At 52.2% G+C, this 24,048-nt stretch carries 24 protein-coding genes; 19 read left to right on the top strand and 5 right to left on the bottom strand.

The window, feature by feature from the left end; genetic code table 11:
* Positions 1-69: 69 nt before the first annotated feature.
* Both R3I13_RS04875 and purN read right to left on the bottom strand, forming a co-directional pair.
* The gene (locus R3I13_RS04875; RefSeq protein WP_346316803.1) at positions 70-735 is read right to left on the bottom strand and encodes a hypothetical protein; all 666 of its coding nucleotides are present in this window, start codon (positions 733-735) and stop codon (positions 70-72) included.
* Between the two features lie 57 nt (positions 736-792).
* Positions 793-1,356, bottom strand: coding sequence for a phosphoribosylglycinamide formyltransferase (gene purN / locus R3I13_RS04870; protein ID WP_346316802.1), 564 nt, complete (start codon positions 1,354-1,356; stop codon positions 793-795).
* Between the two features lie 567 nt (positions 1,357-1,923).
* Here purN and R3I13_RS04865 point away from each other — a divergent pair.
* The 15 genes from R3I13_RS04865 (at position 1,924) to R3I13_RS04795 (ending at position 17,858) form a co-directional block, all read left to right on the top strand.
* Complete coding sequence (locus R3I13_RS04865) at positions 1,924-3,159, top strand: c-type cytochrome (RefSeq protein ID WP_346316801.1); 1,236 nt, start codon at positions 1,924-1,926, stop codon at positions 3,157-3,159.
* A gap of 57 nt (positions 3,160-3,216) precedes the next feature.
* Positions 3,217-6,324 carry a TAT-variant-translocated molybdopterin oxidoreductase gene (locus tag R3I13_RS04860; protein ID WP_346316800.1) on the top strand — a complete coding sequence of 1,036 codons (3,108 nt, stop codon included), beginning with the start codon at positions 3,217-3,219 and terminating at the stop codon, positions 6,322-6,324.
* Positions 6,325-6,408: 84 nt separating this feature from the next.
* Positions 6,409-7,842, top strand: a complete 1,434-nt coding sequence (gene nrfD, locus R3I13_RS04855; protein ID WP_346316799.1) for an NrfD/PsrC family molybdoenzyme membrane anchor subunit — start codon at positions 6,409-6,411, stop codon at positions 7,840-7,842.
* Between the two features lie 42 nt (positions 7,843-7,884).
* Positions 7,885-8,478 carry a DUF3341 domain-containing protein gene (locus tag R3I13_RS04850; protein ID WP_346316798.1) on the top strand — a complete coding sequence of 198 codons (594 nt, stop codon included), beginning with the start codon at positions 7,885-7,887 and terminating at the stop codon, positions 8,476-8,478.
* Between the two features lie 155 nt (positions 8,479-8,633).
* Positions 8,634-9,158 (top strand): c-type cytochrome, encoded by a 525-nt coding sequence (locus R3I13_RS04845; RefSeq protein WP_346316797.1) that lies wholly within the window; start codon positions 8,634-8,636, stop codon positions 9,156-9,158.
* Positions 9,159-9,205: 47 nt separating this feature from the next.
* Complete coding sequence (locus tag R3I13_RS04840) at positions 9,206-10,405, top strand: quinol:cytochrome C oxidoreductase (protein ID WP_346316796.1); 1,200 nt, start codon at positions 9,206-9,208, stop codon at positions 10,403-10,405.
* Positions 10,406-10,467: 62 nt separating this feature from the next.
* Entirely contained in the window at positions 10,468-11,550 is a 1,083-nt protein-coding gene (locus R3I13_RS04835; RefSeq protein WP_346316795.1) for a cytochrome c oxidase subunit II, read from the top strand.
* 95 nt (positions 11,551-11,645) lie between these two features.
* A complete protein-coding gene (locus tag R3I13_RS04830) occupies positions 11,646-13,478 on the top strand; it encodes a cbb3-type cytochrome c oxidase subunit I (protein ID WP_346316794.1) in 1,833 nt (610 codons plus the stop codon).
* 86 nt (positions 13,479-13,564) lie between these two features.
* The gene (gene cyoE, locus R3I13_RS04825; protein WP_346316793.1) at positions 13,565-14,446 is read left to right on the top strand and encodes a heme o synthase; all 882 of its coding nucleotides are present in this window, start codon (positions 13,565-13,567) and stop codon (positions 14,444-14,446) included.
* Between the two features lie 4 nt (positions 14,447-14,450).
* Positions 14,451-15,014, top strand: a complete 564-nt coding sequence (locus tag R3I13_RS04820; RefSeq protein ID WP_346316792.1) for a cytochrome c oxidase subunit 3 — start codon at positions 14,451-14,453, stop codon at positions 15,012-15,014.
* A gap of 45 nt (positions 15,015-15,059) precedes the next feature.
* Positions 15,060-15,737: a cytochrome c oxidase subunit 3 gene (locus R3I13_RS04815; protein WP_346316791.1), complete on the top strand. Its 678-nt coding sequence runs from the start codon at positions 15,060-15,062 to the stop codon at positions 15,735-15,737.
* Positions 15,738-15,794: 57 nt separating this feature from the next.
* Complete coding sequence (locus tag R3I13_RS04810) at positions 15,795-16,181, top strand: cytochrome C oxidase subunit IV family protein (RefSeq protein WP_346316790.1); 387 nt, start codon at positions 15,795-15,797, stop codon at positions 16,179-16,181.
* Positions 16,182-16,314: 133 nt separating this feature from the next.
* The gene (locus tag R3I13_RS04805; RefSeq protein ID WP_346316789.1) at positions 16,315-16,998 is read left to right on the top strand and encodes an SCO family protein; all 684 of its coding nucleotides are present in this window, start codon (positions 16,315-16,317) and stop codon (positions 16,996-16,998) included.
* Positions 16,999-17,009: 11 nt separating this feature from the next.
* Positions 17,010-17,582: a DUF420 domain-containing protein gene (locus R3I13_RS04800; RefSeq protein ID WP_346316788.1), complete on the top strand. Its 573-nt coding sequence runs from the start codon at positions 17,010-17,012 to the stop codon at positions 17,580-17,582.
* Between the two features lie 54 nt (positions 17,583-17,636).
* Positions 17,637-17,858: a hypothetical protein gene (locus R3I13_RS04795; RefSeq protein ID WP_346316787.1), complete on the top strand. Its 222-nt coding sequence runs from the start codon at positions 17,637-17,639 to the stop codon at positions 17,856-17,858.
* A gap of 3 nt (positions 17,859-17,861) precedes the next feature.
* On the opposite strand, the gene R3I13_RS04790 is transcribed toward R3I13_RS04795, so the two are convergent.
* Positions 17,862-18,476 (bottom strand): MarR family winged helix-turn-helix transcriptional regulator, encoded by a 615-nt coding sequence (locus tag R3I13_RS04790; RefSeq protein ID WP_346316786.1) that lies wholly within the window; start codon positions 18,474-18,476, stop codon positions 17,862-17,864.
* A gap of 286 nt (positions 18,477-18,762) precedes the next feature.
* Between R3I13_RS04790 and R3I13_RS04785 the strand changes: the two genes are divergently transcribed.
* Together R3I13_RS04785 and R3I13_RS04780 are read left to right on the top strand one after the other, a co-directional pair.
* Positions 18,763-19,917, top strand: a complete 1,155-nt coding sequence (locus R3I13_RS04785) for a chloride channel protein (protein ID WP_346316785.1) — start codon at positions 18,763-18,765, stop codon at positions 19,915-19,917.
* Between the two features lie 47 nt (positions 19,918-19,964).
* Complete coding sequence (locus tag R3I13_RS04780) at positions 19,965-20,807, top strand: FkbM family methyltransferase (RefSeq protein ID WP_346316784.1); 843 nt, start codon at positions 19,965-19,967, stop codon at positions 20,805-20,807.
* A 206-nt stretch (positions 20,808-21,013) separates the two neighbouring features.
* Here the strand turns inward: R3I13_RS04780 and R3I13_RS04775 are convergent, their stop codons facing one another.
* Complete coding sequence (locus R3I13_RS04775) at positions 21,014-21,340, bottom strand: multidrug efflux SMR transporter (protein ID WP_346316783.1); 327 nt, start codon at positions 21,338-21,340, stop codon at positions 21,014-21,016.
* 177 nt (positions 21,341-21,517) lie between these two features.
* On the bottom strand, positions 21,518-22,420 hold the full coding sequence (gene meaB, locus R3I13_RS04770) for a methylmalonyl Co-A mutase-associated GTPase MeaB (RefSeq protein ID WP_346316782.1): 903 nt from the start codon (positions 22,418-22,420) through the stop codon (positions 21,518-21,520).
* Positions 22,421-22,474: 54 nt separating this feature from the next.
* On the opposite strand from meaB, the gene R3I13_RS04765 reads away from it, so the two are divergent.
* Positions 22,475-23,350 (top strand): glycosyltransferase family 2 protein, encoded by an 876-nt coding sequence (locus tag R3I13_RS04765; RefSeq protein WP_346316781.1) that lies wholly within the window; start codon positions 22,475-22,477, stop codon positions 23,348-23,350.
* Between the two features lie 58 nt (positions 23,351-23,408).
* Complete coding sequence (locus tag R3I13_RS04760) at positions 23,409-24,044, top strand: LON peptidase substrate-binding domain-containing protein (protein ID WP_346316780.1); 636 nt, start codon at positions 23,409-23,411, stop codon at positions 24,042-24,044.
* Positions 24,045-24,048 lie beyond the last annotated feature (4 nt).

Here is a 24,048-nt window from a genome sequence, read left to right as displayed (position 1 = left end):
GTCATTATCGGTCATTTCCTGCTATCCGTTTGAATAGCAGCCGGTTATTCTATTTGTGTAGAATGGCCATTAAAGGCTCAGGCCTATTTTTATGCCTAAATGTACGCTGGGAAGAACGTTCCAGAGGTCATTATGCTCGGTGGTGATGGAGGTGCCGTTCACCGAATGGTTCGTGTATTTGTATTGTTTCCCGCGGATGCCTATGCCGAGATATGGGTCCAGGATATACTTGTCGCGTTTGATCTGGCGGCCGAGCAGGAACTGGAGGCCGTATACATGTTTATCAGCGCTGTTCACATACACAGTGTTTTCGAAGTTCACATCTTCGTCAGGGTAAAAGACCCTTTTATAAAATAGTACGGGTTGAAAATAAGTGCCTTGTGCATTGAAGGCGGCCTGCCGGCGGATGAGGTACCATTTGAGGCCGGCCCTGAACCCGAGGCCGCGGCCTTCCACGAATTGTTCGGTGCTGATGCCGGGTTTGCGCTGCCCGATGTCTACCCGTTTGAAGAAAACGTAATCGGGGTAATCTGTATAGATACCACTGATGCCCAGTTCGAGGCTCAGTTTTTCGGAGAGGTCCTGCTCAAGGTAAATATCCAGCTCATTAATAATGGTGGTAGGGTTTACTTTAAGGTAGGTCCTTTTCTGGAAGGGAGCATCCTGGTTTTGCTGGGCGGCAACGGTAAGGCCTGCGAGTACAAACAGGAAAAGCAAGGGTAATGTTCTTTTCATACAGCGGTAGGTTGAGGCTGTTGAGGCGGACAGTTTTACCTTCAGCAGCCGGTACAACTATGACAATAATCGTTCCACAATCAGGGGGAACCAGCGGTGTTCCAGTGCCTGTACTTTCTTTGCGAGAGTTTCGGGCGTATCGCCCGGTGAAACGGCGCAGCGTTCCTGCAGGATAACCCCGCCATCGTCGTATTGCTCATTCACATAATGGATCGTGATGCCGCTTTCGGCATCGCCTGCGGCGAGCACGGCTTCATGCACGAAATGGCCATACATGCCTTTGCCGCCATATTTGGGCAGGAGGGCGGGGTGGATGTTGATGATGCGGCCGGGGAACGCCTGTACGATATTGACAGGCACTTTCCAAAGGAAACCGGCCAGCACGACCAGGTCGATGTTATTTTCCTGCAACAGCTTTACATAGGTATCGCCACGGAAGAATTGTTCTTTGTCTATCAGCACAGCGGGTATCTGTTCCCTTTCCGCTATTTTAAAGATGCCGGCTTCCGCCTTGTTGGACACGATCAGTGAAACCCGCGCCAGGGAAGAGCCTTTGAAATGGTCGATGATCTTTTGGGCGTTGGTGCCTGCCCCGGAAGCAAAGATGGCGATGTTTTTCAAGCTGGTCTGTTTGAATGAGCTGCAAAAATAGGCAGATAAGACTTTATGGATCAGCTCTTTTTTCATAAATTTAGGGAACGGGCTATCCTATTTGTGTACAAGTTGATGATTATCATCCTGTGTGAATGACTAAAATCAGGTGAACTCAACCTTTATTATTCTATCTTGTTAAGGATTGTTAGCTTTCACAAAGCGTGGGCCTTCATTCACCAGGCAGGAATTTGATCATCGCCGGGCCGTTTTCCCAATGCAAAAATAGTATCATAGAACTGCGTCCTATCCCTTCATAGAGGAAATATGATTTTTATCAGGAATTTATAACGTGGTACGGGGAGCATCCCTCGTACATGCAGTTGTAATTAGCTACGGTCAAGCGTTTCCGCCGGTTAATATCGCGCGGATGATAGATAAAATGTGCTTCGGAAACAAGGACAAATTTTTTTTCTTTGTTGGTAAATTGTCAACATTCTGTCTTATTTTTGCTGGCACTTTTAAGAAACCTTAGGTCAAATCTAAACTAAATAGGCTGTGTATCGTCGTGTTTCCATTCGTTTGCGTAAGCAATTTGTGAGTGTTCTTATCCTATGCGCGGGACTGGTTAGTTCTTTTTCCGTTGCCCGGGCTGCAGATCCTGCTGCTGGTAAGGCGCTATTTCAGCAGAATTGTGCCTCTTGCCACAATGTGCACAAAAAATTGACCGGTCCGGCCCTTGCGGGTGTGGAAGACCGGTGGGCTGATAAGAAACTGCTCCATTCCTGGATCCGCAACTCTGCCGCGGTTCTGAAAACCGGCGACAAGTACGCCAATGATCTCTTTAATCAATATAATAAGCTGCCGATGACCGCTTTCCCCGCGCTCACGGACGCCAATATTGATGACATCCTGGCTTATATCAGTGCGGAAGGCGCGAAACCTGCAGGCGGCGATAAAGCTGCCGCTGGCGCAACAGCCGGTGAGGAAGGTAAAGAAGAAGGCGGCAACAGCCTCCTTTTCGGCATTATCACCCTCATCCTCGCCATCGTTGCCATCATCCTGATGCAGATCAACAGCAACCTGAACAAACTGGCTGCTGAAAAAGAAGGCCACGAACAACTGGAGCCGGTTCCTTTCTATAAGAACAAAGCTTACATCGCGCTCTGCATCGTGATCCTCTTCGTAGTAGGCGGTTACTTCACCATCCAGGGCGCTATCGGCCTGGGCCGCCAGCAGGATTACATGCCGGAACAACCGATCTTCTACTCACACAAAGTGCATGCGGGCATCAACCAGATCAACTGCCTGTATTGCCACTCTTCCGCCGAGAAGAGCAAACATGCCATGATCCCTTCCGAAAACGTTTGTATGAACTGTCACAAGGCCATTACGGAATACACCGGGCCGGACCTGTTCACCGCGGAAGGTAAAAAAGTGAACGGTACTGCTGAGATCCAGAAATTATACGATCACATCGGCTGGGATAAAGACGCGCAGCGTTACACCAAACCCGCCACCCCGATCGAATGGACAAAGATCCACAGCCTGCCCGATCACGTATACTTCAACCACTCCCAGCACGTAAATGCGGGCAAAGTACAATGCCAGACCTGCCACGGCGAAATCCAGAACATGGATGAAGTGAAGCAGTTCGCAGACCTGAGCATGGGATGGTGCGTAAACTGCCACAGAACAACAAAAGTGCAGTTTGCAGACAACAACTACTACAGCATTTTCGAAAAATTACACAACGACATGAAGAATGGCAAGGTTGACAGTGTAACCGTTGAAATGGTGGGTGGTACCGAATGTCAGAAATGCCACTATTAATATCTATATCTAATAAGGAAGAGATAAATTTTTCAAATCGTAACTCGATATAATCACATGGAGCAAAAAAAGTATTGGAAAGGCTTGGAGGAGTTGCACAATACCGCTGCGCATCAGGAAGTAGTGAAGAACGAATTCAGGGAAGACCTGCCGTTTGAAGAGAGTGACAGTTTCCTGGGAGCAACCACCCCCCGCCGGGATTTCCTGAAATACCTGGGTTTCACCACTGCGGCCGCTACCATTGCAGCCAGCTGTGACATCCCTGTAAAAAAGGCTATCCCTTACGTGAACAAACCGCAGGACATTACGCCCGGCGTTCCCAACTATTATGCTTCTGCCTATACTGTAGACGGTGAATACGTTCCCCTGGTGGTAAAGACCCGTGAGGGCCGCCCCATCAAAGTAGAAGGAAATGAAATGTCGTCCATCACCGGTGGTTCCACCACTGCACGTGTGCAGGGTTCCGTACTGGCGCTGTACGACGTGGCCCGTCTCCGCTATCCCGGTATCAATAATGGTCCTGATAAAACAAAACTGGAAGACCGCATCAAGGAACTGACCTATGCGGAGCTGGACAAACAGGTAGCCGCGGCGATCGCCGGCAAGCCTGTTGTGCTGCTTTCTTCCACTATCCTCAGCCCTACTACCAAAAAACTGATCGGCGAATTCCTGGCCAAATATCCCGGAAGCCGCCATGTTACTTATGATGCGGTTTCTTATTCCGGCATGCTGCTGGCCAATGAAGCATCTTATGGTAAAAGAGCGCTGCCTGCGTATCATTTTGAGAATGCAAAAGTAGTGGTAAGCCTTGGCGCCGACTTCCTCGGTACCTGGCTGAACCCTTCAGAATATTCCCGCCAATACGGTGCAACCCGTAAGATCAACGCGAAGAACCCGGAAATGAGCAAACATTTCCATTTCGAAAGCATGATGAGCCTCACCGGCGCGAATGCAGACGAAAGGTTCACCCACCGCCCCTCTGAAGCAGGCGTAGTAGCGCAGGCTTTACTGGCAGCCCTGGGCGGCGGCGTTTCCGCTCCGGCCATTGCTGACGCACGCCTGAAAGAAGGTATCGCCAAAGCGGCAAAAGCCATCCAGGCAAACGCCGGCAAGACCCTCGTGGTTTCCGGCAGCAACGACGTGAATGTTCAGATCCTCGTAAACGCGATCAACAACCTCGCAGGCGCCAACGGCACTACCATCGACTGGGCAGAGCACAGTTACTACCGCCAAGGTATAGACGCGGATATGGTACAGCTGGTGAACGACATGAACGCAGGCAGCGTAGGCGCGCTCCTCGTTTACGGCGTAAACCCTGCGTACGATTATTTCGATGCAGAGAAATTCAAAGCAGGTATTAAGAAAATAGGTGTGACCGTTTCCTTCAACGACCGTTACGACGAAACCACCGAGCTTTGCAAATACATTGTGCCCGACCATCACTACCTCGAAAGCTGGGGTGATGCCGAAGGCCGCACTGGCTACTTCGCGTTCGTGCAACCCACTATCGCACCGCTGTTCAAAACCCGCGCTTTCCAGTCCTCACTCCTCAACTGGAGCGGCAACACCACCGCCTGGGAAGATTACCTGAAGGGCGAATGGATCGCGAAACTGGGTTCACAGGAAGCATGGGACAAAATCCTGCAGGACGGCGTGTTTGAGCCAATTGCTACCGGCCCGGCACTGATTGGCGGTTCCGTTACCTTTACAGGCGACGTTGCTACGGCTGCCGCTAAAATTTCCGCTCCCAAAACAAGCGGTTATGAACTGGCGCTGTACGAAAAAGTAGCGATCGGCAACGGTAAGGAAGCGAACAACCCCTGGCTGCAGGAAATGCCCGATCCTATCACGCGCTCCACATGGGACAACTACGCCTGTGTATCCAACACCGTAGCCAAAACCTTCAAAACCGAGCTGGGCGATGATTACGAGATCAACGCCGAGAAGAAAGTGCTGAAGATCACTGCCAAAGGCAAAACCGTTGAGCTGCCCCTGCTGATCGTGCCGGGTATCCATCCCAACACTATCGCCATTGCAGTAGGATACGGCCGCGGCAAGAAAGAATACATCGGTAAAGCTGCCGGCGAAGTAGGTAAGAACGCTTATCCCTTCGTATCCTTCAACGGCACTACTTTCGATTACTTTGTACCTGAAGCCAAAGTAGAGGCAACCGGCGATACATTCGAGATCGGCCTGACCCAGACACACAACAGCTACGAAGGCCGCCCGATCATCAAAGAAACCACGCTGGAGGAGTTCATCAAGAACCCGAAAGAAGTGAACCACGACCGTGAGCACCTGGCTCAATACGGTAAAGATTTCCGTAACGACGGTACGCTGTACCACGAGCACCAGTACCCCGGCATCAAATGGGGCATGAGCATCGACCTGAACACCTGTTTCGGTTGCGGCGCCTGTGTGGTGGCTTGTACAGCTGAAAATAACGTATCAGTGGTAGGTAAAGAGCAGGTGATCAAAGCGCACGAAATGCACTGGCTGCGCATTGACCGCTACTTCTCAGGCGACGAGAACAACCCTGAAGTGGTGTTCCAGCCGATGCTGTGCCAGCACTGCGACAACGCTCCCTGTGAGAACGTTTGCCCGGTAGCAGCTACCAACCACTCTTCCGAAGGTATTAACCAGATGGCTTATAACCGTTGTATCGGTACCCGCTATTGCGCAAACAACTGTCCGTATAAAGTTCGCCGTTTCAACTGGAGAGACTGGAACGGTGCAGACAGCTTTGAAGGCAACCTGCTGGACACTGCCGATATGAACGATGCACTCACCCGCATGGTGCTGAACCCTGACGTGGTAGTACGCAGCCGCGGTACAATGGAAAAATGTTCTTTCTGCGTACAGCGCCTCCAGGATGCAAAACTGACCGCGAAAAAAGCAGGCCGCCCGATGAAAGACGGCGAAGCCCGTACCGCTTGCCAGCAGGCTTGCGCTACCGATGCGATCGTGTTCGGTAACATCAACGATAAAGAAAGCCGCATTTACAAGGTTCGTAACGAAGAGCAGGCAGACCGCCTCTATTATGTGCTGGAAGAAACGCACGTGCTGCCTTCCATCAACTACCTGGCCAAGATCCGCAACAAGGACGCAGCCCCGGTAGCCGCAGCGCACGACGCAGATCACAATAAAGAGGAAGCTCACCACTAGAATTAGAACAAGTAAAGAATCAGTTTTAAGTTTTGAAACAACGTAGTCTCGGCTAAACCCGGGATGAGCAAAGCTCAAAATATTATGCATTTGAAGTACGAATCCACACTGAGAGAACCTTTGATAGACGGGGTTAAGGATTATCACCAGGTAACGGAAGATATCATTAGCCCTATTGAGGCCAAGCCCGGAAAGCTGTGGTACATTGGTTTATCTATCTCTGTCCTGCTGCTGCTGTTTGGCGCTTTCTCCGTAACCTGGGAAGTATACTGGGGTACAGGGGTGTGGAACCTGAACAAAACGATCGGTTGGGGCTGGGACATCACCAACTTCGTATGGTGGGTAGGTATCGGTCACGCCGGTACGCTGATCTCCGCCATCCTCCTGCTGTTCCGCCAGGGCTGGCGTACAGGGGTGAACCGCGCGGCTGAAGCGATGACCATCTTCGCGGTAATGTGCGCGGGCCAGTTCCCGATCTGGCACATGGGCCGTGTATGGATGGCCTTCTTCGTAATGCCTTACCCCAACACCCGCGGCCCGCTGTGGGTAAACTTCAACTCCCCGCTGCTGTGGGACGTGTTCGCGATCTCTACTTACTTTACCGTTTCCCTGCTGTTCTGGTACTCCGGCCTTCTGCCCGACTTCGCTACCGTGCGCGACAGGGCCAAGACCAAACTGCGTAAATATCTTTATGGAGTTGCCTCCTTCGGCTGGACCGGTTCCACCAAGCACTGGCAGCGTCATGAAGCGCTCTCGCTGGTGCTGGCGGGTCTTTCCACCCCTCTCGTACTTTCCGTACACACCATCGTATCTTTCGACTTTGCCACTTCCGTAATTCCCGGCTGGCATACCACCATCTTCCCCCCATACTTCGTGGCTGGTGCGATCTTCTCCGGTTTCGCCATGGTGCAAACCCTGCTGATCATCACCCGTAAGATCCTGGGCCTGGAAGATTACATCACCCTCGGCCACATCGAGGCGATGAACAAAGTAATTGTACTCACCGGTTCCATTGTAGGTGTGGCTTACCTCACCGAGCTGTTCATGGCATGGTACTCCGGCGTTCAATATGAATTCGACACCTTCTACAAGTTCCGCGCCGCAGGCCCCCTGGGCTGGAGCTACTGGATCATGATGACCTGCAACGTGATCAGCCCGCAGGTGTTCTGGTTCCGTAAAATGAGAAGGAACATCATGGTAACGTTCATCATGTCTATCATCGTGAACATCGGTATGTGGTTCGAACGTTTCGTGATCATCTGTACCTCACTGTACCGCGACTACCTGCCCTCCAGCTGGAGCTACTACCGCCCCTCCTGGCCTGAGGTTGGTTTCTACCTCGGTACCTTCGGCCTGTTCTTCACCTGTTATTTCCTGTTCGCCAAATATTTCCCGGTTATTGCAGTAGCGGAGATCAAATCCATCCTGAAAACATCCGGGCAGAACTTCAAGGAGAAAATGGTGGTATACGAAGAGCAGGATGCAGAAAAATTCGCGCACGACCAGGCGCACCACTAAGAATTGAATTTAGATTAACAGAATTACAGAATAATAATCCATATGGCTGTTAAAAAATTTGTTGTAGGCAGTTTTGATGACGAGGCGGTATTGTTCCCGGCGGTTAAGAAAGTACGCGCAGCCGGTTACAAGATCCACGACGTGTATACGCCTTTTCCCGTGCATGGGCTGGACCATGCGCTGGGCCTGAGAGAAACCAGCCTGCACACCGCAGGGTTCATATACGGCATTACCGGTACCACTACCGCGCTGTCTTTTATGAGCTGGGTATTTACAACAGATTGGCCGATGAACATCGGCGGTAAACCGCATTTCCCCTTGCCTGCGTTCATTCCCATCACTTTCGAGCTGACCGTATTATTTTCTGCGGTGGGCATGGTGATGACCTTTATGTATCTCTGCCAGATGGCGCCTTTCGTGAAGAAGCATATTTTCCACCCGCGCCAGACGGACGACCTGTTTGTAATGGCGATAGAGCTGACCGAAAAAACGCCGGCCGCGGAAGTGAAAGCATTCCTGGACAGCGTGGGAGCGAAAGAGATCAACGAACAGACCGTAGAAGCCGGATGGTGGCTGGGCCGCTTCGACAGGGAAGACAAACTGTTTACCAAACCTGCCCCTGCGGTAAATGCGTAATTAAAAAAGAACGATCAACGAGATATAATATACTACGGATGAAAAGGACTTCCAACATACTGATTGTAGCGGCCTTAGCTGGCGGAGCCTTCCTGGCTTCCTGCGGAAACAAGGGAGCGCACCACAGAAAGCCCGGTAAAATCTATGTACCTGACATGTACGAATCCCGTGCATACGAGTTTTACAATCCCCGCCTGGCGAGCCTGAAACCCGTGGAAGGTACGGTGAAGAGAGGCGCAATGCTGCCCTATCACCTGAAAGCGGAAGATACTGCGCAGGCTAACGGGGTGAAAAATCCGCTCGTGTTGGATGCAGCCGCGCTGAAGGAAGGGAAAAAATATTATGATATATACTGCGGCGTTTGCCACGGCCAGAAGCTGGACGGCAACGGGCCCCTTTACAAAGGCGGCGACGGTCCGTACCCTGCTGCGCCCGCGTCTTTCCTCGCAGGCAAAGTGCTGGGCTATACCGAAGGCCGCATCTTCCACGTTATCACCTACGGGTACAACGTGATGGGCAGCTACGCCAGCCAGCTGGACATTGAGCAGCGCTGGAAAGTAGTTGGTTATATCAAGAGCATGCAGAACGGCGGCAAAGCCCCCGAAGCTGCACCTGCCGCTCCCGCTGATTCAGCAGCCACCGCGGCAACACCCGCGCCGGCAGTAGCAGCAGCGCACTAATTTGTTTTAAACGCATTTCGAACTTCGTATTTTAATATACAACAGTAATGAAGGACCAATTTGTAGTACCAGCAAGATTAAAAACGACCAGCTTCGTGCTTTTGGGTATTGGCTTGCTGACTTTATTGATCGGGTTATTTGCATTCTCGGGTGAGCATGGTTCAACCCGCTTCTGGGCAGGATTGCTGCAAAACAGTACTTTCTTCCTGATGGTGGCGCTGGCCAGCACCTTTTTCATCACGGTGACCACCCTGGCGCACGGCGGCTGGCAGATCGCTTTCCGCAGGGTGCCTGAGGCTATCTCCATGGCAGTGCCGGTGCTGGGAGGCATTGTGCTGGTTGTGCTCGCGTTCCTCATCTTCGGGAACAAAGGCCACATCTACCACTGGCTGCACCCGCATGGTGACCGCATCCTGGAATTCAAATCGCCTTTCCTCAACGCCGGTTTCGTTTCCATCGCTTCCGTGATCACGGTAGGGCTGTGGAGCTGGCTGACGGTGAAACTCCGCAACATGTCCCTCGCTGAAGACAAAATGCAGCTGGACGCGGAAGGCCGCAAAAGCCTGATCTGGAAAGGCACCGTTTGGTGCGGCTTCTTCGCTGTTGTATACGCATTGAGCATGGGCTCCACCACCCCATGGATCTGGCTGATGAGCATAGACGCTCACTGGTTCAGCACCATGTACAGCTGGTACACCTTCGCCAGCACCTGGGTATCAGGCCTGAGCCTTATCGCACTGTTCGTTGTTTACCTGAAAAGCAAAGGATATCTTCCTATGGTGAACGATGAGCACCTGCACGACCTCGGCAAGTTCATGTTCGCGTTCAGCATCTTCTGGACCTACCTCTGGTTCAGCCAGTACATGCTGATCTGGTACGCCAACATGCCGGAAGAAACCACTTACTTCCAGCCGCGCGTTTGGGGCGAGTTCCGCCCGGTGTTCTTCCTGAACCTGGTGATCAACTTCATCTGCCCGCTGCTGATCCTGATGAAACGCGCTTCCAAGCGTAACTATACACTCGTTGCATTCATGGGAGGACTGATCATATTCGGCCACTGGCTGGACTTCTTCCAGATGGTAGCTCCCGGCACCGTGAAACACCTGTACTTCCCCTGGTATGAACTGGGTCTTGGTCTGGGTTTTGTGGGCCTGGTAATTTACCTGACGGCCATCCAGCTGGCAAAAGCGCCGCTCACGCCGAAGAATCATCCTTACCTGAAAGAAAGCATTATCCACCACACCTGATGCGTGGCATAGGGCAAGAAACAACGTTTAGCATTAGATAACTTAATTATTATTCATTAGCAATGTCAGGATATTTAGCAGTTTTTGTAGTTGTTCTCATATTCGTCGTGATCTTCCAGATCGCGAAGGCAAGCGAATATGTGTCCATTCTGAAAGGTGAAAAGAAATCGCGGGAGCAATCCAACCGTATCAACGGTTTCCTGATGATCGTATTCCTGGTATTGGGATTGATCGGCGTGTGGTGGTGCCACGATCTGCTGGAAGGCAGGATGCTTGGCGAATCCGCTTCCGTACAGGGCGATGGTATCGACCAGCTGATCCGGGTTACGTTCATCATTACCATGGTGGTGTTCGTGATCACCCAGATACTGTTGTTCTGGTTCGCTTTTAAATACCAGGAAAAAGAAGGCAAAACCGCCTTTTATTTCCCGCACAACAATAAACTCGAAGTGATCTGGACGGTGATCCCCGCTATCGTGCTCACCGTACTGGTTGCCTTCGGTATCCGCCACTGGCTCCGCATCACTTCCGAAGCGCCGAAAGACGCGATGGTCGTGGAAGTGACCGGCAAACAGTTCAACTGGATCGTTCGTTACCCCGGTAAAGACGGCCAGCTGGGCCGCAAGAACTTCAGGAACGTAAACAACGAAGACAATCCTGTAGGCCAGGACTGGACCGATAACCTGAACCAGGACGATGTGATCTCTCCCGACCTGCACGTGGTGGTAGGCAAGAACGTGAAGCTGATCATCGGCAGCCGCGACGTGGTGCACGACGTAGGTTTGCCTCACTTCCGCCTGAAAATGGACGCAGTGCCCGGCATCCCGACCACCCTGTGGTTCACGCCGAAATTCACCACCGCGGAAATGAAAAAACGTACCGGCAACCCGGATTTCGTATATGAACTTTCCTGCGACCAGATGTGCGGCAGCGGCCACTATTCCATGAAAGCGAACATTATCGTAGAGACACAGGAAGAATATGACAAATGGTTGGCAGCCCAGCCCACGCAGTATGCACAGGCACACCCTGCTGCAACACCAGGTGCGGCGCCTGCTGCGAAAGACAGCACTGCAACCGCCGCTGTACCCGCTGATTCTGCCAGCGTAAAAGTGGCCCAGGCTGAAACCGCTGCAAAGCACTAACCATCTAGGCCGACAGAGATTTTAGAGTGTAAAAAATTTAAGAAAAAGCCGGAGAGCCTGCCCCGTTTAACGGCTGATCATAAACAGAACTTATTATGAGTAACGAAGCAACATTGCACAATCAGGATTTAGCGCATCACGGCCACGTGGAGCATGGGCATGGTAATGGCCACGATGGTCACGGTCACGACCATCACCATGAAACCTTCATATCGAAGTATGTGTTCAGCATGGACCATAAGATGATTGCGAAGCAATTCCTCATTACCGGTATCATCTGGGCCATCATTGGTGCATTCTTCTCTGTATTGTTCCGTTTGCAACTGGGCTACCCTGACGCTACTTTCCCCTGGCTGGAAAGCATCCTGGGCCACTGGGCTGAAGGCGGCAGGATCACTGCCGAAGCATATTACGCGCTGGTTACCATGCACGGTACCATCCTCGTGTTCTTTGTACTGACCGCCGGTTTGAGCGGCACTTTCTCCAACCTGCTCATTCCTCTGCAGGTAGGCGCAAGAGACATGGCTTCCCCCTTCATGAACATGCTGAGCTACTGGTTCTTCTTCCTGGCCAGCGTGATAATGATGAGCTCCCTGTTCGTACAGACCGGCCCTGCTTCCGGCGGCTGGACGAGCTATCCTCCCCTGAGCGCACTGGGCGACGCTTCTATCGGTTCTAAGATTGGTATGGACCTCTGGCTCGTGAGCATGGCGATATTCGTTGTGTCTTCACTGCTCGGTTCCCTCAACTATATTTCCACCATCCTCAACATGCGTACGAAAGGCATGAGCATGACGAAGATGCCGCTCACCATCTGGGCGTTCTTCTTCACCGCTGTGCTCGGCGTGCTGTCTTTCCCCGTACTGCTGAGCGGTTTCGTACTCCTCCTGTTCGACCGTCATGGCGGCACCAGCTTCTACCTGAGCGAGCTGTTCGTACAGGGTAAAGTACTGCCTAACGAAGGCGGCTCCGCGATCCTTTACCAGCACTTGTTCTGGTTCCTGGGCCACCCCGAGGTGTACATCATCATCCTCCCTGCGATGGGTATGGTTTCTGAGATACTCGCAGTAAGTTCCCGCAAGCCGATCTTCGGTTACCTCGCCATGGTGGGTTCTATCTTCGCCATCACGATCCTGGCGTTCCTCGTATGGGCGCACCACATGTTCGTGACCGGCCTGAACCCCTTCCTCGGAGCGTTCTTCGTATTACTGACGCTGCTGATCGCGGTGCCGTCTGCCATCAAGGTGTTCAACTGGATCACCACCATCTGGCGCGGCAATATCCGCTTCACGCCCGCTTCCCTGTTCTCCATCGGCTTCGTGAGCACTTTCATCTCCGGTGGCCTGACAGGTATCTGGCTGGGTAACTCAGCGATCGATATCCACCTGCACGATACATACTTCGTAATTGCGCACTTCCACATCGTAATGGGTGTGTCCGCATTCTTCGGTATGTTCGCCGGCATCTACCACTGGTTCCCGAAAATGTACGGCCGCTACATGAACCAGACGCTCGGCTTCATCCACTTCTGGATCACGCTGGTAGGCGCTTACCTGATCTTCTGGCCGATGCACTACGAAGGTATGGCAGGTATGCCCCGCCGTTACTTCGACTACAGCAACTGGGCATCCTTCAACATGTTCGGCGGGCTGAACCAGTTCATCAGCTTCGTGGTGATCATCGTATTCGCAACACAATTGTTATTTGTATTCAACTTCTTCTATAGCATTTTCAAAGGCCGCAAGCTGACCACGCCTAACCCGTGGGCCGCTACCACCCTTGAATGGACAACGCCGATCAACCCCGGTCACGGTAACTGGCCCGGTGAGATCCCCGAAGTTCACCGCTGGGCTTACGATTACAGCAAGGACGGGAAAGACTTTATCCCGCAAACCGTGCCGGTATCACCCGACGAGTCCAAGCACTAAATGCGCCTGCAGGGTAAGCCTGCAAGCAGAAGAATTGTGGAACAGCATAGTGAAGAAATATAATGTTGCAAGAAAATTCCATAAAGTTGTCTTTATCATACGCCATTGCTAGCAGGGTGAAGGATTACTTCATGATGATGAAGTTCACCCTCACATTCATGGTGGTTTTCTCCTGTGTGGTGGCCTACCTGCTGGTACCGGGCGTGGAATTTGACCTTGTTAAAGTTCTTTTATTATTTGCCGGCGGCATCCTGGTTTCCGGCTCCGCCAATATCATTAACCAGATACTGGAAAAGGAAACGGATAAGCTGATGGCGCGTACGGCCCCGAGGCCGCTGCCTGCCGGGCGCCTTTCCGTTGGGGAAGCCGCCGTTGTTTCGGTAGTGACCGGTTTGGCCGGCATCCTGATACTCGGTTTCGGGTTCAACTGGCTGAGCGCTATCGTGAGCCTGGTTTCCCTGGTGCTGTACGGTTTCGTGTACACACCCTGGAAAAAATGGAATTCGCTGGCCGTGCTGGTGGGCGCCATTCCCGGCGCTTTGCCTCCGCTGATCGGCTGGGTGGCCGGCGCAGGAACCCTTTCTGAAGGAGGCTGGGCGCTGTTTGCCATACAGTTCCTCTGGCAGTTCCCGCACTTCTGGGCAATAGCCTGGGTAGCGCATACGGACTATACCAGGGCGGGCTTCAAGCTGATGCCTACAGACCGTGGGCCGGGCAAAATGATCGCGCTGCAGGCGGCCATGTATACCATGCTGCTGATCCCTGCCGGCGTAGCGCCTTACCTGCTGGGTATGACCGGCGCCGTTTCAGCGGTGGTGGCCATCCTGATAGGCGGTTTTTACCTGTACAGGGCCATAGAATTGTACCGGAAATGTGATGTGCCTTCTGCCAGGAAACTGATGTTCGGATCATATATTTACCTGGCGGTAATTTTACTGGCGCTGTTGTTTGATAAAGTTAAACTGTGAGGAAATGTTGACAATGAACGCTCAAAAGAACAAAATACATCCGCACAAGTATTCCATGTGGATCGCTATGGCCAGCATCACGATGATGTTCATAGGTTTCACAAGCGCATACGTGGTGAAGCGGGCACAGGCCAACTGGCTGAGCTTCGAGCTGCCGCCGGTGTTTTATGTGTCTACCGTGCTGATATTGCTGAGCAGCCTCACCATTTACCTGGCCCAGCGCCAGTTCAAGGCGAGGAATATGAGCGCTTACAAACAGCTCATCTCCGTGACCGCATTGCTCGGCATCGCTTTTGCGGTTTGCCAGGTGATCGGTTTCACTGATATGAAAAATCACGGCCTGCCGCTGAACAGCACCGTGTCTGCCAGCTTCATCTACGTGATCGTAGGCACGCACGTGCTGCACGTGCTGGGCGGGGTGGTAGTACTGATGGTGCTTTTCGTAAGGGCCTTCCGCACACGGATAAGAACATACAGCGCGGTGCCCATCGAAGTGGCATCCACATACTGGCATTTTGTAGACGGCCTCTGGATCTATCTGCTGATATTTTTCAGCCTGGCCCGTTAAAAGATAAGATACTGTTTAGAACCAATAAAATTCATAATTAGTACAATGGATAACGCAGTAACAGCGAAGAAAAAATGGTGGAACGGAGGGCATTCGCCCTTTAGCGTGAGCTACGGGAAGTTGATGATGTGGTATTTCCTGATCTCGGATGCCTTCACGTTCGGCGCATTGCTGATCGCATACGGCACCCAGCGTTTCATGGCTGAAGCATGGCCCGACCCGAACGTGGTGTTCCACTCATTCCCGTTCATGGGGCATGCCAACCTGCCGCTGGTGTTCGTGAGTTTGATGACCTTCATCCTGATCATGAGCTCCGTTACCATGGTACTGGCCGTAAACGCAGGTCATTACATGGACCGCAAGTCCGTGATCAAATGGCTGAGCCTGACCATCGTAGGCGGTATCATGTTCCTCGGCTGCCAGGCCTGGGAATGGACGCACCTGCACGAAGTAGGCGCATGGTGGGGCCGCAATCCCTTCCTGAATGCAGACGGTTCCGCACCGCTGTCTACCAACTTCACCGACTTCTTCTTCACCATCACCGGTTTCCACGGCCTGCACGTAACCTCCGGCGTGGTGCTGAATATCATTGTACTGGCCAACGTGATCAAAGGAACCTACGAGCACCGCGGGCATTACGAAATGGTGGAGAAAGTAGGGCTTTACTGGCACTTTGTAGACCTGGTTTGGGTATTCGTATTCACCTGCTTCTACCTGCTGTAAGCACGCTTAAATTTTGAATTGAACGAATTTTTATAAAGAGAAAAGTATTCTGAAAACATGGCGCATACATCTAACGCAAACGACAGGCAGGCATCCATCAAATCCATCTGGAAAACGTTCTGGATCCTGCTGATTGTAACCATGGTGGAAGTAGGGCTGGCGTTCCTGCACCTGTATACCGGCTTCCCCGGCAAGCTGCTGCTGAACTCCATCTTCATCGGCCTTACCATCGTGAAAGCATTTTTCATTGTTGCAGAATTTATGCACCTTGGCCATGAAGTAAGGAACCTGATCATGACCATCCTGTTCCCGCTCCTGCTGTTCGTTTGGTTCATCGTCGCATTCCTCGCAGATGGCGACAGCTGGAAGAACATGCGGAAAGACCTTGCCCCCGGCACGCCGGTGAAAAAGGAAGCACCCGCACACGCACCTGCGCATCATTAACAGGTTAGCATAACTATAACGCAGAATGTAAAAGTGATTCCATCCACGCCGATAGCATCACTTTTACATTTTTGCTTTTATAAACGTTTTAAAACTTACCGCCATTTCCAGAAAAGCATTACTCGGAGTAGCATTGGCCATCCTGGTGCCTTTAACAGGGTACCTGATCGTGGATCATTACGGTAAGAACGTGGTGCACGTACCGCCTTACCTCATCGCAGAAAGAGTGGATACCGTGGTAAAAGACGGGAAAACCACTTACGACACCGTATTTCACCAGGTGCAGAACTTTACCCTCACCAACCAGCTGGGCGAACAGGTGAACCTTAAAAACGCGGAAAACAGGATACTGGTCGTAAACTTCTTCTTCACCAGCTGCCCCGTGATCTGCCCTAACCTGATCAAAAACCTGAAACGCGTACAGGATACGTATAACAAGAACGATACACTCATCCAGATCATCTCTCTCTCCGTAGACCCCACGCGGGATACGGTGCAGACGCTGAAGAAATACGCAGACAAACATAACATCGACCCGAAGAACTGGTGGCTGCTCACCGGCGATAAAAAAGAAATTTACGATCTCGCCCGCCACGAATTTTTCGTGAATGCGCTGGAAGGAACCGGCGGGCCGGACGACTTTATCCACACGGAGAAATTCGTGGTGATAGACAAAGACCGCTACATCCGCGGGTACTACAACGGCCTCGACAGCAACGACGTGCGCCGCATGGTGAACGACATTGCCGTATTGCATATCGCAAAAGATAAAAAGAAGCCCGGATTGCTGAAACGCCTGTTTTCTTCCGGCAACTAAAAAATGTGAAAATGATGAATCTGAAGAACAGGAACCTGAACCTCCCTATCGCAATTGTTTCCATCGCTATACCTGTGGCTGTCGCCATCCTGTTCGTACTGCCCAAGCCGGGCTTCGAAGTAGGATTTGATGTGAAGCTGATGCCGTTCTTCCACGCAGTGCTCAACTCCACCACCGCCGTGCTGCTGGTAGCCAGCCTGTATTTTATCAAGAACGGCCACCGGAAAGCCCATAAATGGACCAACATTTTAGCTGTAAGCCTCTCCGTGATCTTCCTGCTTTCTTACGTCACCTACCACTTCCTGACGGAAAGCACGAAGTTCGGCGACATGGATCATAACGGCATCGTGGATGCTGCGGAGGTGGCGGCCATTGGCGGCATCCGGTACATGTATTATTTCCTGCTGCTTACGCACATCGTGCTGGCCGTGGTGATCGTGCCGCTGGTGCTGTTCACCCTGCTGCGCGCCTTCCAGGACGATAATGCCCGCCACCGCAAAATAGCCCGCGTCACCTGGCCGCTCTGGTTCTACGTGGCCGTTACCGGCGTGATCGTGTACATCATGATCCAGCCCTATTATTGAGCGGAACTGACATAGATCAGTGGCCGTAATAAGGAAAACTTGTAATTTCGGTTTGTGAAAAAGATATTCTTCCTGTTGATGATCGTTGCGCTGCTGCCCGGCAGCGATCTGCTGGCACAGTGCTCGCTGTGCACCAAAACTGCGCAGCAGCTCGGCGAAGGCCCCGCGAAAGGGCTGAACAATGGCATTCTCATGCTGGCGTTCACCCCGCTCGCGCTCGGCGCGTTCTTAGGGTACCGTTGGTGGAGAAGCCAGCGTGTTACCGGGGAGAACTAAGCATCAACTTTCTTTCGGAGCGCTGAACTCCGGGCAATCCACTCTCAGATCCCCTGCTTTCAGGAACGCATTTACCAGGTTGCAGTAATGCAGCTTCCCTTTTTTGTCGTAGTACCGGCAGTTGAAACACATGCGCTGCGGCGTGATCACCAGTTGCTGGTTCAGCTCCTGGATGAGGCCCAGCAATTGTTCCAGCAGGTTAGCCTGTTTTTCGGGGGGAATGGTCTGCACAGCAGCTTCCATCGGCTCCGCAAAACGCTCTACTTTGCGTGCCAGCGTTTTGCCTTCGCGCGTGAGATGCAGCGAATGGCTGCGGCTGTCTTCCACATCGTCTTTTCTTTTTACAAAACCCTTCGCGGCAATGGATTTGATCGCATCGCTCACCGTCGCTTTGGTCATGTTGAAATGTGCAGCCAGGTGGGTTACCGTTTTTAGTTTTTCCGGATAATGTAAAAGGTAGGTAAGTATCTGTACCTGTATAGGACTAACCCCGTATTGTTTGGCTTCCTGCCAGAGCAGCACGCGGAAAGCTTCCGACAGCCTTTCCAGCGCCGCCACCACTTTGCTTGACGGATGGGTGGCCTGATGCTCAGGATTAAAGGTGGATTCCTTTGCCATTTTTAGTAGTACTGTATCGTTTTAGTATGGTTTCGTATGATGCCTTTTTTTTTATCTAAATACAGGTCTTCACGGGAAGGGCCGAATGTACAAAACTTTTAGCGCGTGTGCATAGCACATTCATGGTGTTTACTGCAAACGGGTGATCATCTGCAAAATTGTTTTAGTACAAGCATTTGAGCGTTTTTTCTGCTATTCATCTTAAGCCTTTTACTCAATCTCGTTGGCATATTTTTTATTTGCTATATTTATCACATTAACGGATAAAAATCTAAACAACATCCTCTTGAAACTGCCCGCTTTTTTTGCCCATCGTGAAGGTTTGCCGGTAGCAGATCATCTGCCTTTCCCGGCGCATATCCACCAGCCACTCAAACGAGTTTGGATGCTGTGGTGCTATGTAATACTGTGGGCGGCGGTCATTGGCATTGTGGCGCTTTTGCTTTTACAGGGATTCCTGTTGCTGGAGAAATTAGCAACAAATATTGTTCCGGGTATTGCGCTGTTGCCCATTGTGCTTGCAGGCGCCTTCGTTGTGTGGCAGCTTTTGAAAAAAGGTCCACTCGCAAAGCTCGCAGCACAGCTGGTTTACAGCATCACCGGCATGCCATTGGGCGTGGAAGGCGCCGTGTTGAAAATAGCTGCGCTGCTGCGGCCATTCCGCAGTTTATCCGGAGCAGAAAAAGACGTGATGATGGTAAGCGCCCTGGCAGCGGGCATTGCAGCCTGGTTCGGCACGCCGCTGGCAGCCGTTGCACTGGTGTATTTCGTGATCACCCGGAGAAGAACAGGGTATGTGCTGCTGGCCGCCATCACCGGCGCCGCGCTGCATTACGCCTGGTTCGGCATGCCGGCATACAGCCCGCTGAAATGGCCTGGTTTGGTGGCGACAGGCATATATACTTTACTCGGTCTGCTGCTGGGCATCATGGCTGCCGTGATCGTACGCACCGTGCAGGCATTAAATACAGTGAGCGGTAATTATCTCACCATAGCAGCCGCTATACTGGTTGGGGTGATGGTGTGGCTGAAAGCCGTGCTGTTCGGGCCGGGCATGGGTGTTGCACGGCAGGTGCTGCTTATGAATGAAGTGACGCTGATGTTGCTGATAAATGTTGGATTGTATAAACTGATCACGATAATAATAGCGGCAGGCGCACGCATACCCGGTGGCATCGTTACACCGTTGCTGGCGGCTGGCGCGGCCAACGGGCTGCTCACTGCATTGTGGTTGCAATCTATTTTCAGCGATACGCCGCTGGACCCGCGGATGGCAGCTGCAGTGGGCGTGGCGGCATTGCTGGGCAGCATTACCCGCCTGCCGTTGATGGCGATGGTATTTGCCCTCGAAATTTCCTTCCAGCCGGCCGCTATCGTTCCCGTATTGCTGGCAACATTGTTATCTTACGCAGCGTCCGCCGTTTTCCTCCGGCGGTTATAGGAATTCTGCAAAATGGAAGTATATTGGCGTATATAACTAAATTCAATATGTCCATCTTATCCTATTTCAAAGCGTCATTCGCGCGAAAGAAAGCGCGGCGCGTGTTTCAGCAATACGGCACCAGGATCGATACTTTCCAGCTGGCTAACAATGAAAAGATAGAGTTCGCCAACTGGCTGAACCCGCTGCTGAAACCCAAAGTGATCACGCAGCATGAAGTGGACTTTTTCCGCAAATACATTCCTGAAGGCTCTATGGCGATAGACATCGGGGCGAACATCGGCGACCTTACCGTGGCCATGGCCATTGCCGCAGGCGGCTCCGGCAAAGTGCTCGCGCTCGATCCAAACCCGCACGTGTTCAGCGTATTGCAGGAAAACGCAAAGCTCAACAAAGGCAAGGCCAACATCATACCGCTGCAGTTTGCCGCGGCAGACAGGGACATGAATTTTTACTACGCCTCCTCCGAAGCCTCCATGAGCAACGGCGGGCTTATCACCGACCTCAACGATAACCGCCATGGCAAATACAAACTGAAAGAACCCATCAAAGGCAAGCACCTCGGCAATTTCCTGGAGCAGGAGTACCAGGATTGGCTGCCGAAATTATCCCTGATCAAGATAGACACCGAAGGCCTGGATTATTTTGTGCTCACCACGCTCGAAAGGATACTGGAAAAATACCATCCCGTGATCATCGCAGAGATATTCCTCGAAATACCGGTGAGCATGCGCAACGACATTTTCGACCTGCTGAAGAAATACGGCTATACGCTGCTGAACGCGGGCCTGCTGGAAACAGACAAGCCCATGGTGACCAGGCCGGTGAATACGAAAGAAGAAATGCCGAAAGTGGGGCAAACGGAAAATATCATCGCATATAAGGCTTAAAAAGCTCGTCATTGCGAGAAGCCGCCGAGCCAAAACGGGAGGGGCGACGAAGCAATCTCTTTCATTGGCTTGAGGTACTCCAAGATCCGGAGGAGATTGCTTCGTCGCGCTTTCTGCAGCAAAGTACTCCTTGCTGCTCCTCGCAATGACGGACTTCTCCTCACAACGCGGACGGACTCCTCTTCGTATACGGGCATCGCGTTTTCTTAATGCCCTTCCGAAACAAATTTCAACCCGATGATGGAACCGATGAGCATCACCAGGAAAAAAATACGCCAGGCCGCCGCCGGTTCTTTGAAGAAAATGATCCCCGCAATGGCCGTGCCTGCCGCGCCAATGCCCGTCCACACCGCATACGCCGTGCCGATCGGCAGCCCATGATTGATCGCTTTATTCAGCAAAAAGAAGCTCAGCGAAATGCACACCACGAAACTCAGGGAAGGCCAGAGCTTCGAAAAATTCTCCGAATACTTCAGCGAAATAGTAAACCCGATCTCGAAAAGACCGCCCAATACCAGGAATAACCAAGCCATAACAAATGATTTGTTCAGGTTAAAAAAGAAATATGATGCAATAAAATGTACGAGGGTTGCGCGCGGGATCAGCCGCCGTAATTGAACACGGCGTAAGTGAAGAACAGACGGAATACTCTTGTAACAGTAACCATTCCTGCGGCTTTTTGTTTAGACAGGGCGAAGATAAGGATTTTGTCAGCTATACTGCTGAACGATGCGGTAGAGGTTGAAATGGGGATCGTTCATCTGCTGCTGCACATCGGTAAACAGGGCTTGTTTATCCAGCTGCCGCATGCGCCTGTGCTGGATAAGCTGGTAGGCTTTTTCAGCCAGCAGCAATGCTTTGCGGTGACTGTTGCCCTGCACCTGGTCGCGGTGCGCATCCAGCGCGGCGATCAGTTCGCTGATGCCTTCCTGTTTGATGGCGGCGGTTTTGACCACCGGGGTTTCCCAATTGCCGCTGCGCCTGGAATGTGCCAGCAGCCGCAGGTTGCGTACAAATTCATCCGCCTTCGGGCGGTCTGCTTTGTTCACCGTGAAAATGTCCGCGATTTCCATAAGGCCCGCTTTCATGGTCTGTATTTCATCGCCGGCCTCGGGCACTACCACTACCACAGTGGTATCGGCGATGCCGGCGATCTCTACTTCACTCTGGCCTACGCCTACGGTTTCGATGAACAGGTAGTCGAAACCCGCGGCCCTGATGAGGTCGCTCACTTCCATGATCTTCGGGCTGAGGCCGCCGAGGGCGCCGCGGCTGGCCATAGAGCGGATGAATACGCGCGGGTCTGAAAAATGTTCGCTCATGCGGATGCGGTCGCCCAGGAGGGCGCCGAAATTGAAGGGCGATGAAGGATCCACGGCGATGATGGCGATCCGCTGGTCACGGTTTAATAATTCAGTAATAAGCGCGTTCACGAGGGTGCTTTTGCCCGCGCCGGGAGGGCCGGTGATACCGGTAACGCGGGTGTGGCCGCCCGCAGGCAGCGATTCCAGCAACCGTTCATAACCCGGCGCTTCATTCTCCACCAGCGAGATGCAGCGTGCCAGGGCCCGGGTATCGCCTTTCAGCAGGCGTTCTAGTAACGGCGCAGACATAGGGCAAATGTATCGATGATTTTTCACATCTTTGCAGCACCTTATTATCAGTTCATGAAAGTTACCGGATTTACCTTTGTTCGAAATGCCGTCAGATTCGATTATCCCGTAACGGAAGCAATACGTTCCATTCTTCCGCTGTGCGACGAGGTGGTCGTAAGCGTAGGTAACTGCAACGATGGTACGCTTGAACTGATCCAATCCATCGGCTCCCCCAAGATCCGCATCTTTCATTCCGAGTGGGACGACAGCATCAAAGCCGGTGGCCGCGTGCTGGCCATAGAAACAGATAAAGCGCTGCAGCACATCAGTCATGATACGACCTGGGCCTTTTACATCCAGGCAGACGAAGTGGTACATGAATCCGACATCCCCGCCATCCGTGCCGCCATGGAGCGTTATGCCGGCGACGCAAAGGTGGAAGGGCTGCTGTTCAGGTATCATCATTTTTACGGCAGCTACGACTACGTGGGCGATTCGCGCATCTGGTACAATCATGAAATAAGAGTGATCCGCTATAACCCCGGCATCCGCTCCTACCGCGACGCGCAGGGCTTCCGGCTGAATAACCGCAAGTTGCGCGTGAAACCAGTAGACGCTTACATGTATCACTACGGCTGGGTGAAGAACCCCGAAGAGCAGGCCCGCAAATGGATCAACTCCACCTCCCTCTACCATGGCAACAACCAGCACCTCATGACCCGCATTGCTTCCACCGAGGTGTTCGACTATTCAGAAGTAGATTCCCTGGAACGCTTTACCGGCAACCATCCCCAGGTGATGCAGGAACGCATCGACCGGAAGAACTGGCAGTTCGAGCACGACATCAGCCGTAAACAGTTCAGGAACATCAAGCGCAAGTTGCTCTACTGGGTGGAAAAACGCTTCGGCGTAAGGCTCTGGGACTACCGGAACTACAAAATAATTTAGCCCTCCCGGCCCGCTAACAGCCGCGGGAATTTTTTCCCAAATAATGTATTTTAGCACTATGACGAATTTCATCCCGATTTTTCCTTTAGGCATCGTAGTGTACCCGGGCGAACATCTCAACCTTCACATCTTCGAACCCAGGTACAAGCAACTGGTGAGCGAATGCATCCGGGAGAACAAACCTTTTGGCATACCGGCGGTGATCGATAAAAAAGTGAATGAATACGGCACCCTCGTGGAAATTTCCCGCGTGGAAAAAATGTATGATACCGGCGAGCTGGACATCCGGACCAAAGGGCTGAAAGTGTTCCGCATCCTGGAGATCATCCGCGAAGTACCGGAAAAGCTCTATGCCGGCGCTATCGTCAATTATCCTGATAACCAGGAGCGCACCAATGCCAAGCTGCAGAAACAGGTGGTGGAGGCGGTCCGCGAGCTGCACCAGATATTGCAGGTCAGCAAAAGTTTCCCGCAGGCCGATGATGTGCTGCGCTCTTACGACCTGGCGCATCATGCCGGGCTTTCCCTCCAGGAAGAATATGAAATGCTCCACCTTTTCCAGGAATTACAGCGCCTGGAATACCTCAAACGCCACCTGCTGAAGGTGATACCCGTAATGAATGAAATGGAACGCCTCAAAGACCGCGTGAAGCTGAACGGGCACTTCAAAAATTTATCCGTGGATAATTTTTAACTTG

Source organism: Chitinophaga sp. YIM B06452 (genome assembly GCF_039655965.1).
In the GTDB taxonomy this organism is placed as follows: Bacteria; Bacteroidota; Bacteroidia; order Chitinophagales; family Chitinophagaceae; genus Chitinophaga.
Note: the sequence above shows the minus strand (reverse complement) of the source record. Positions and strands in the feature narration are given on the sequence as shown.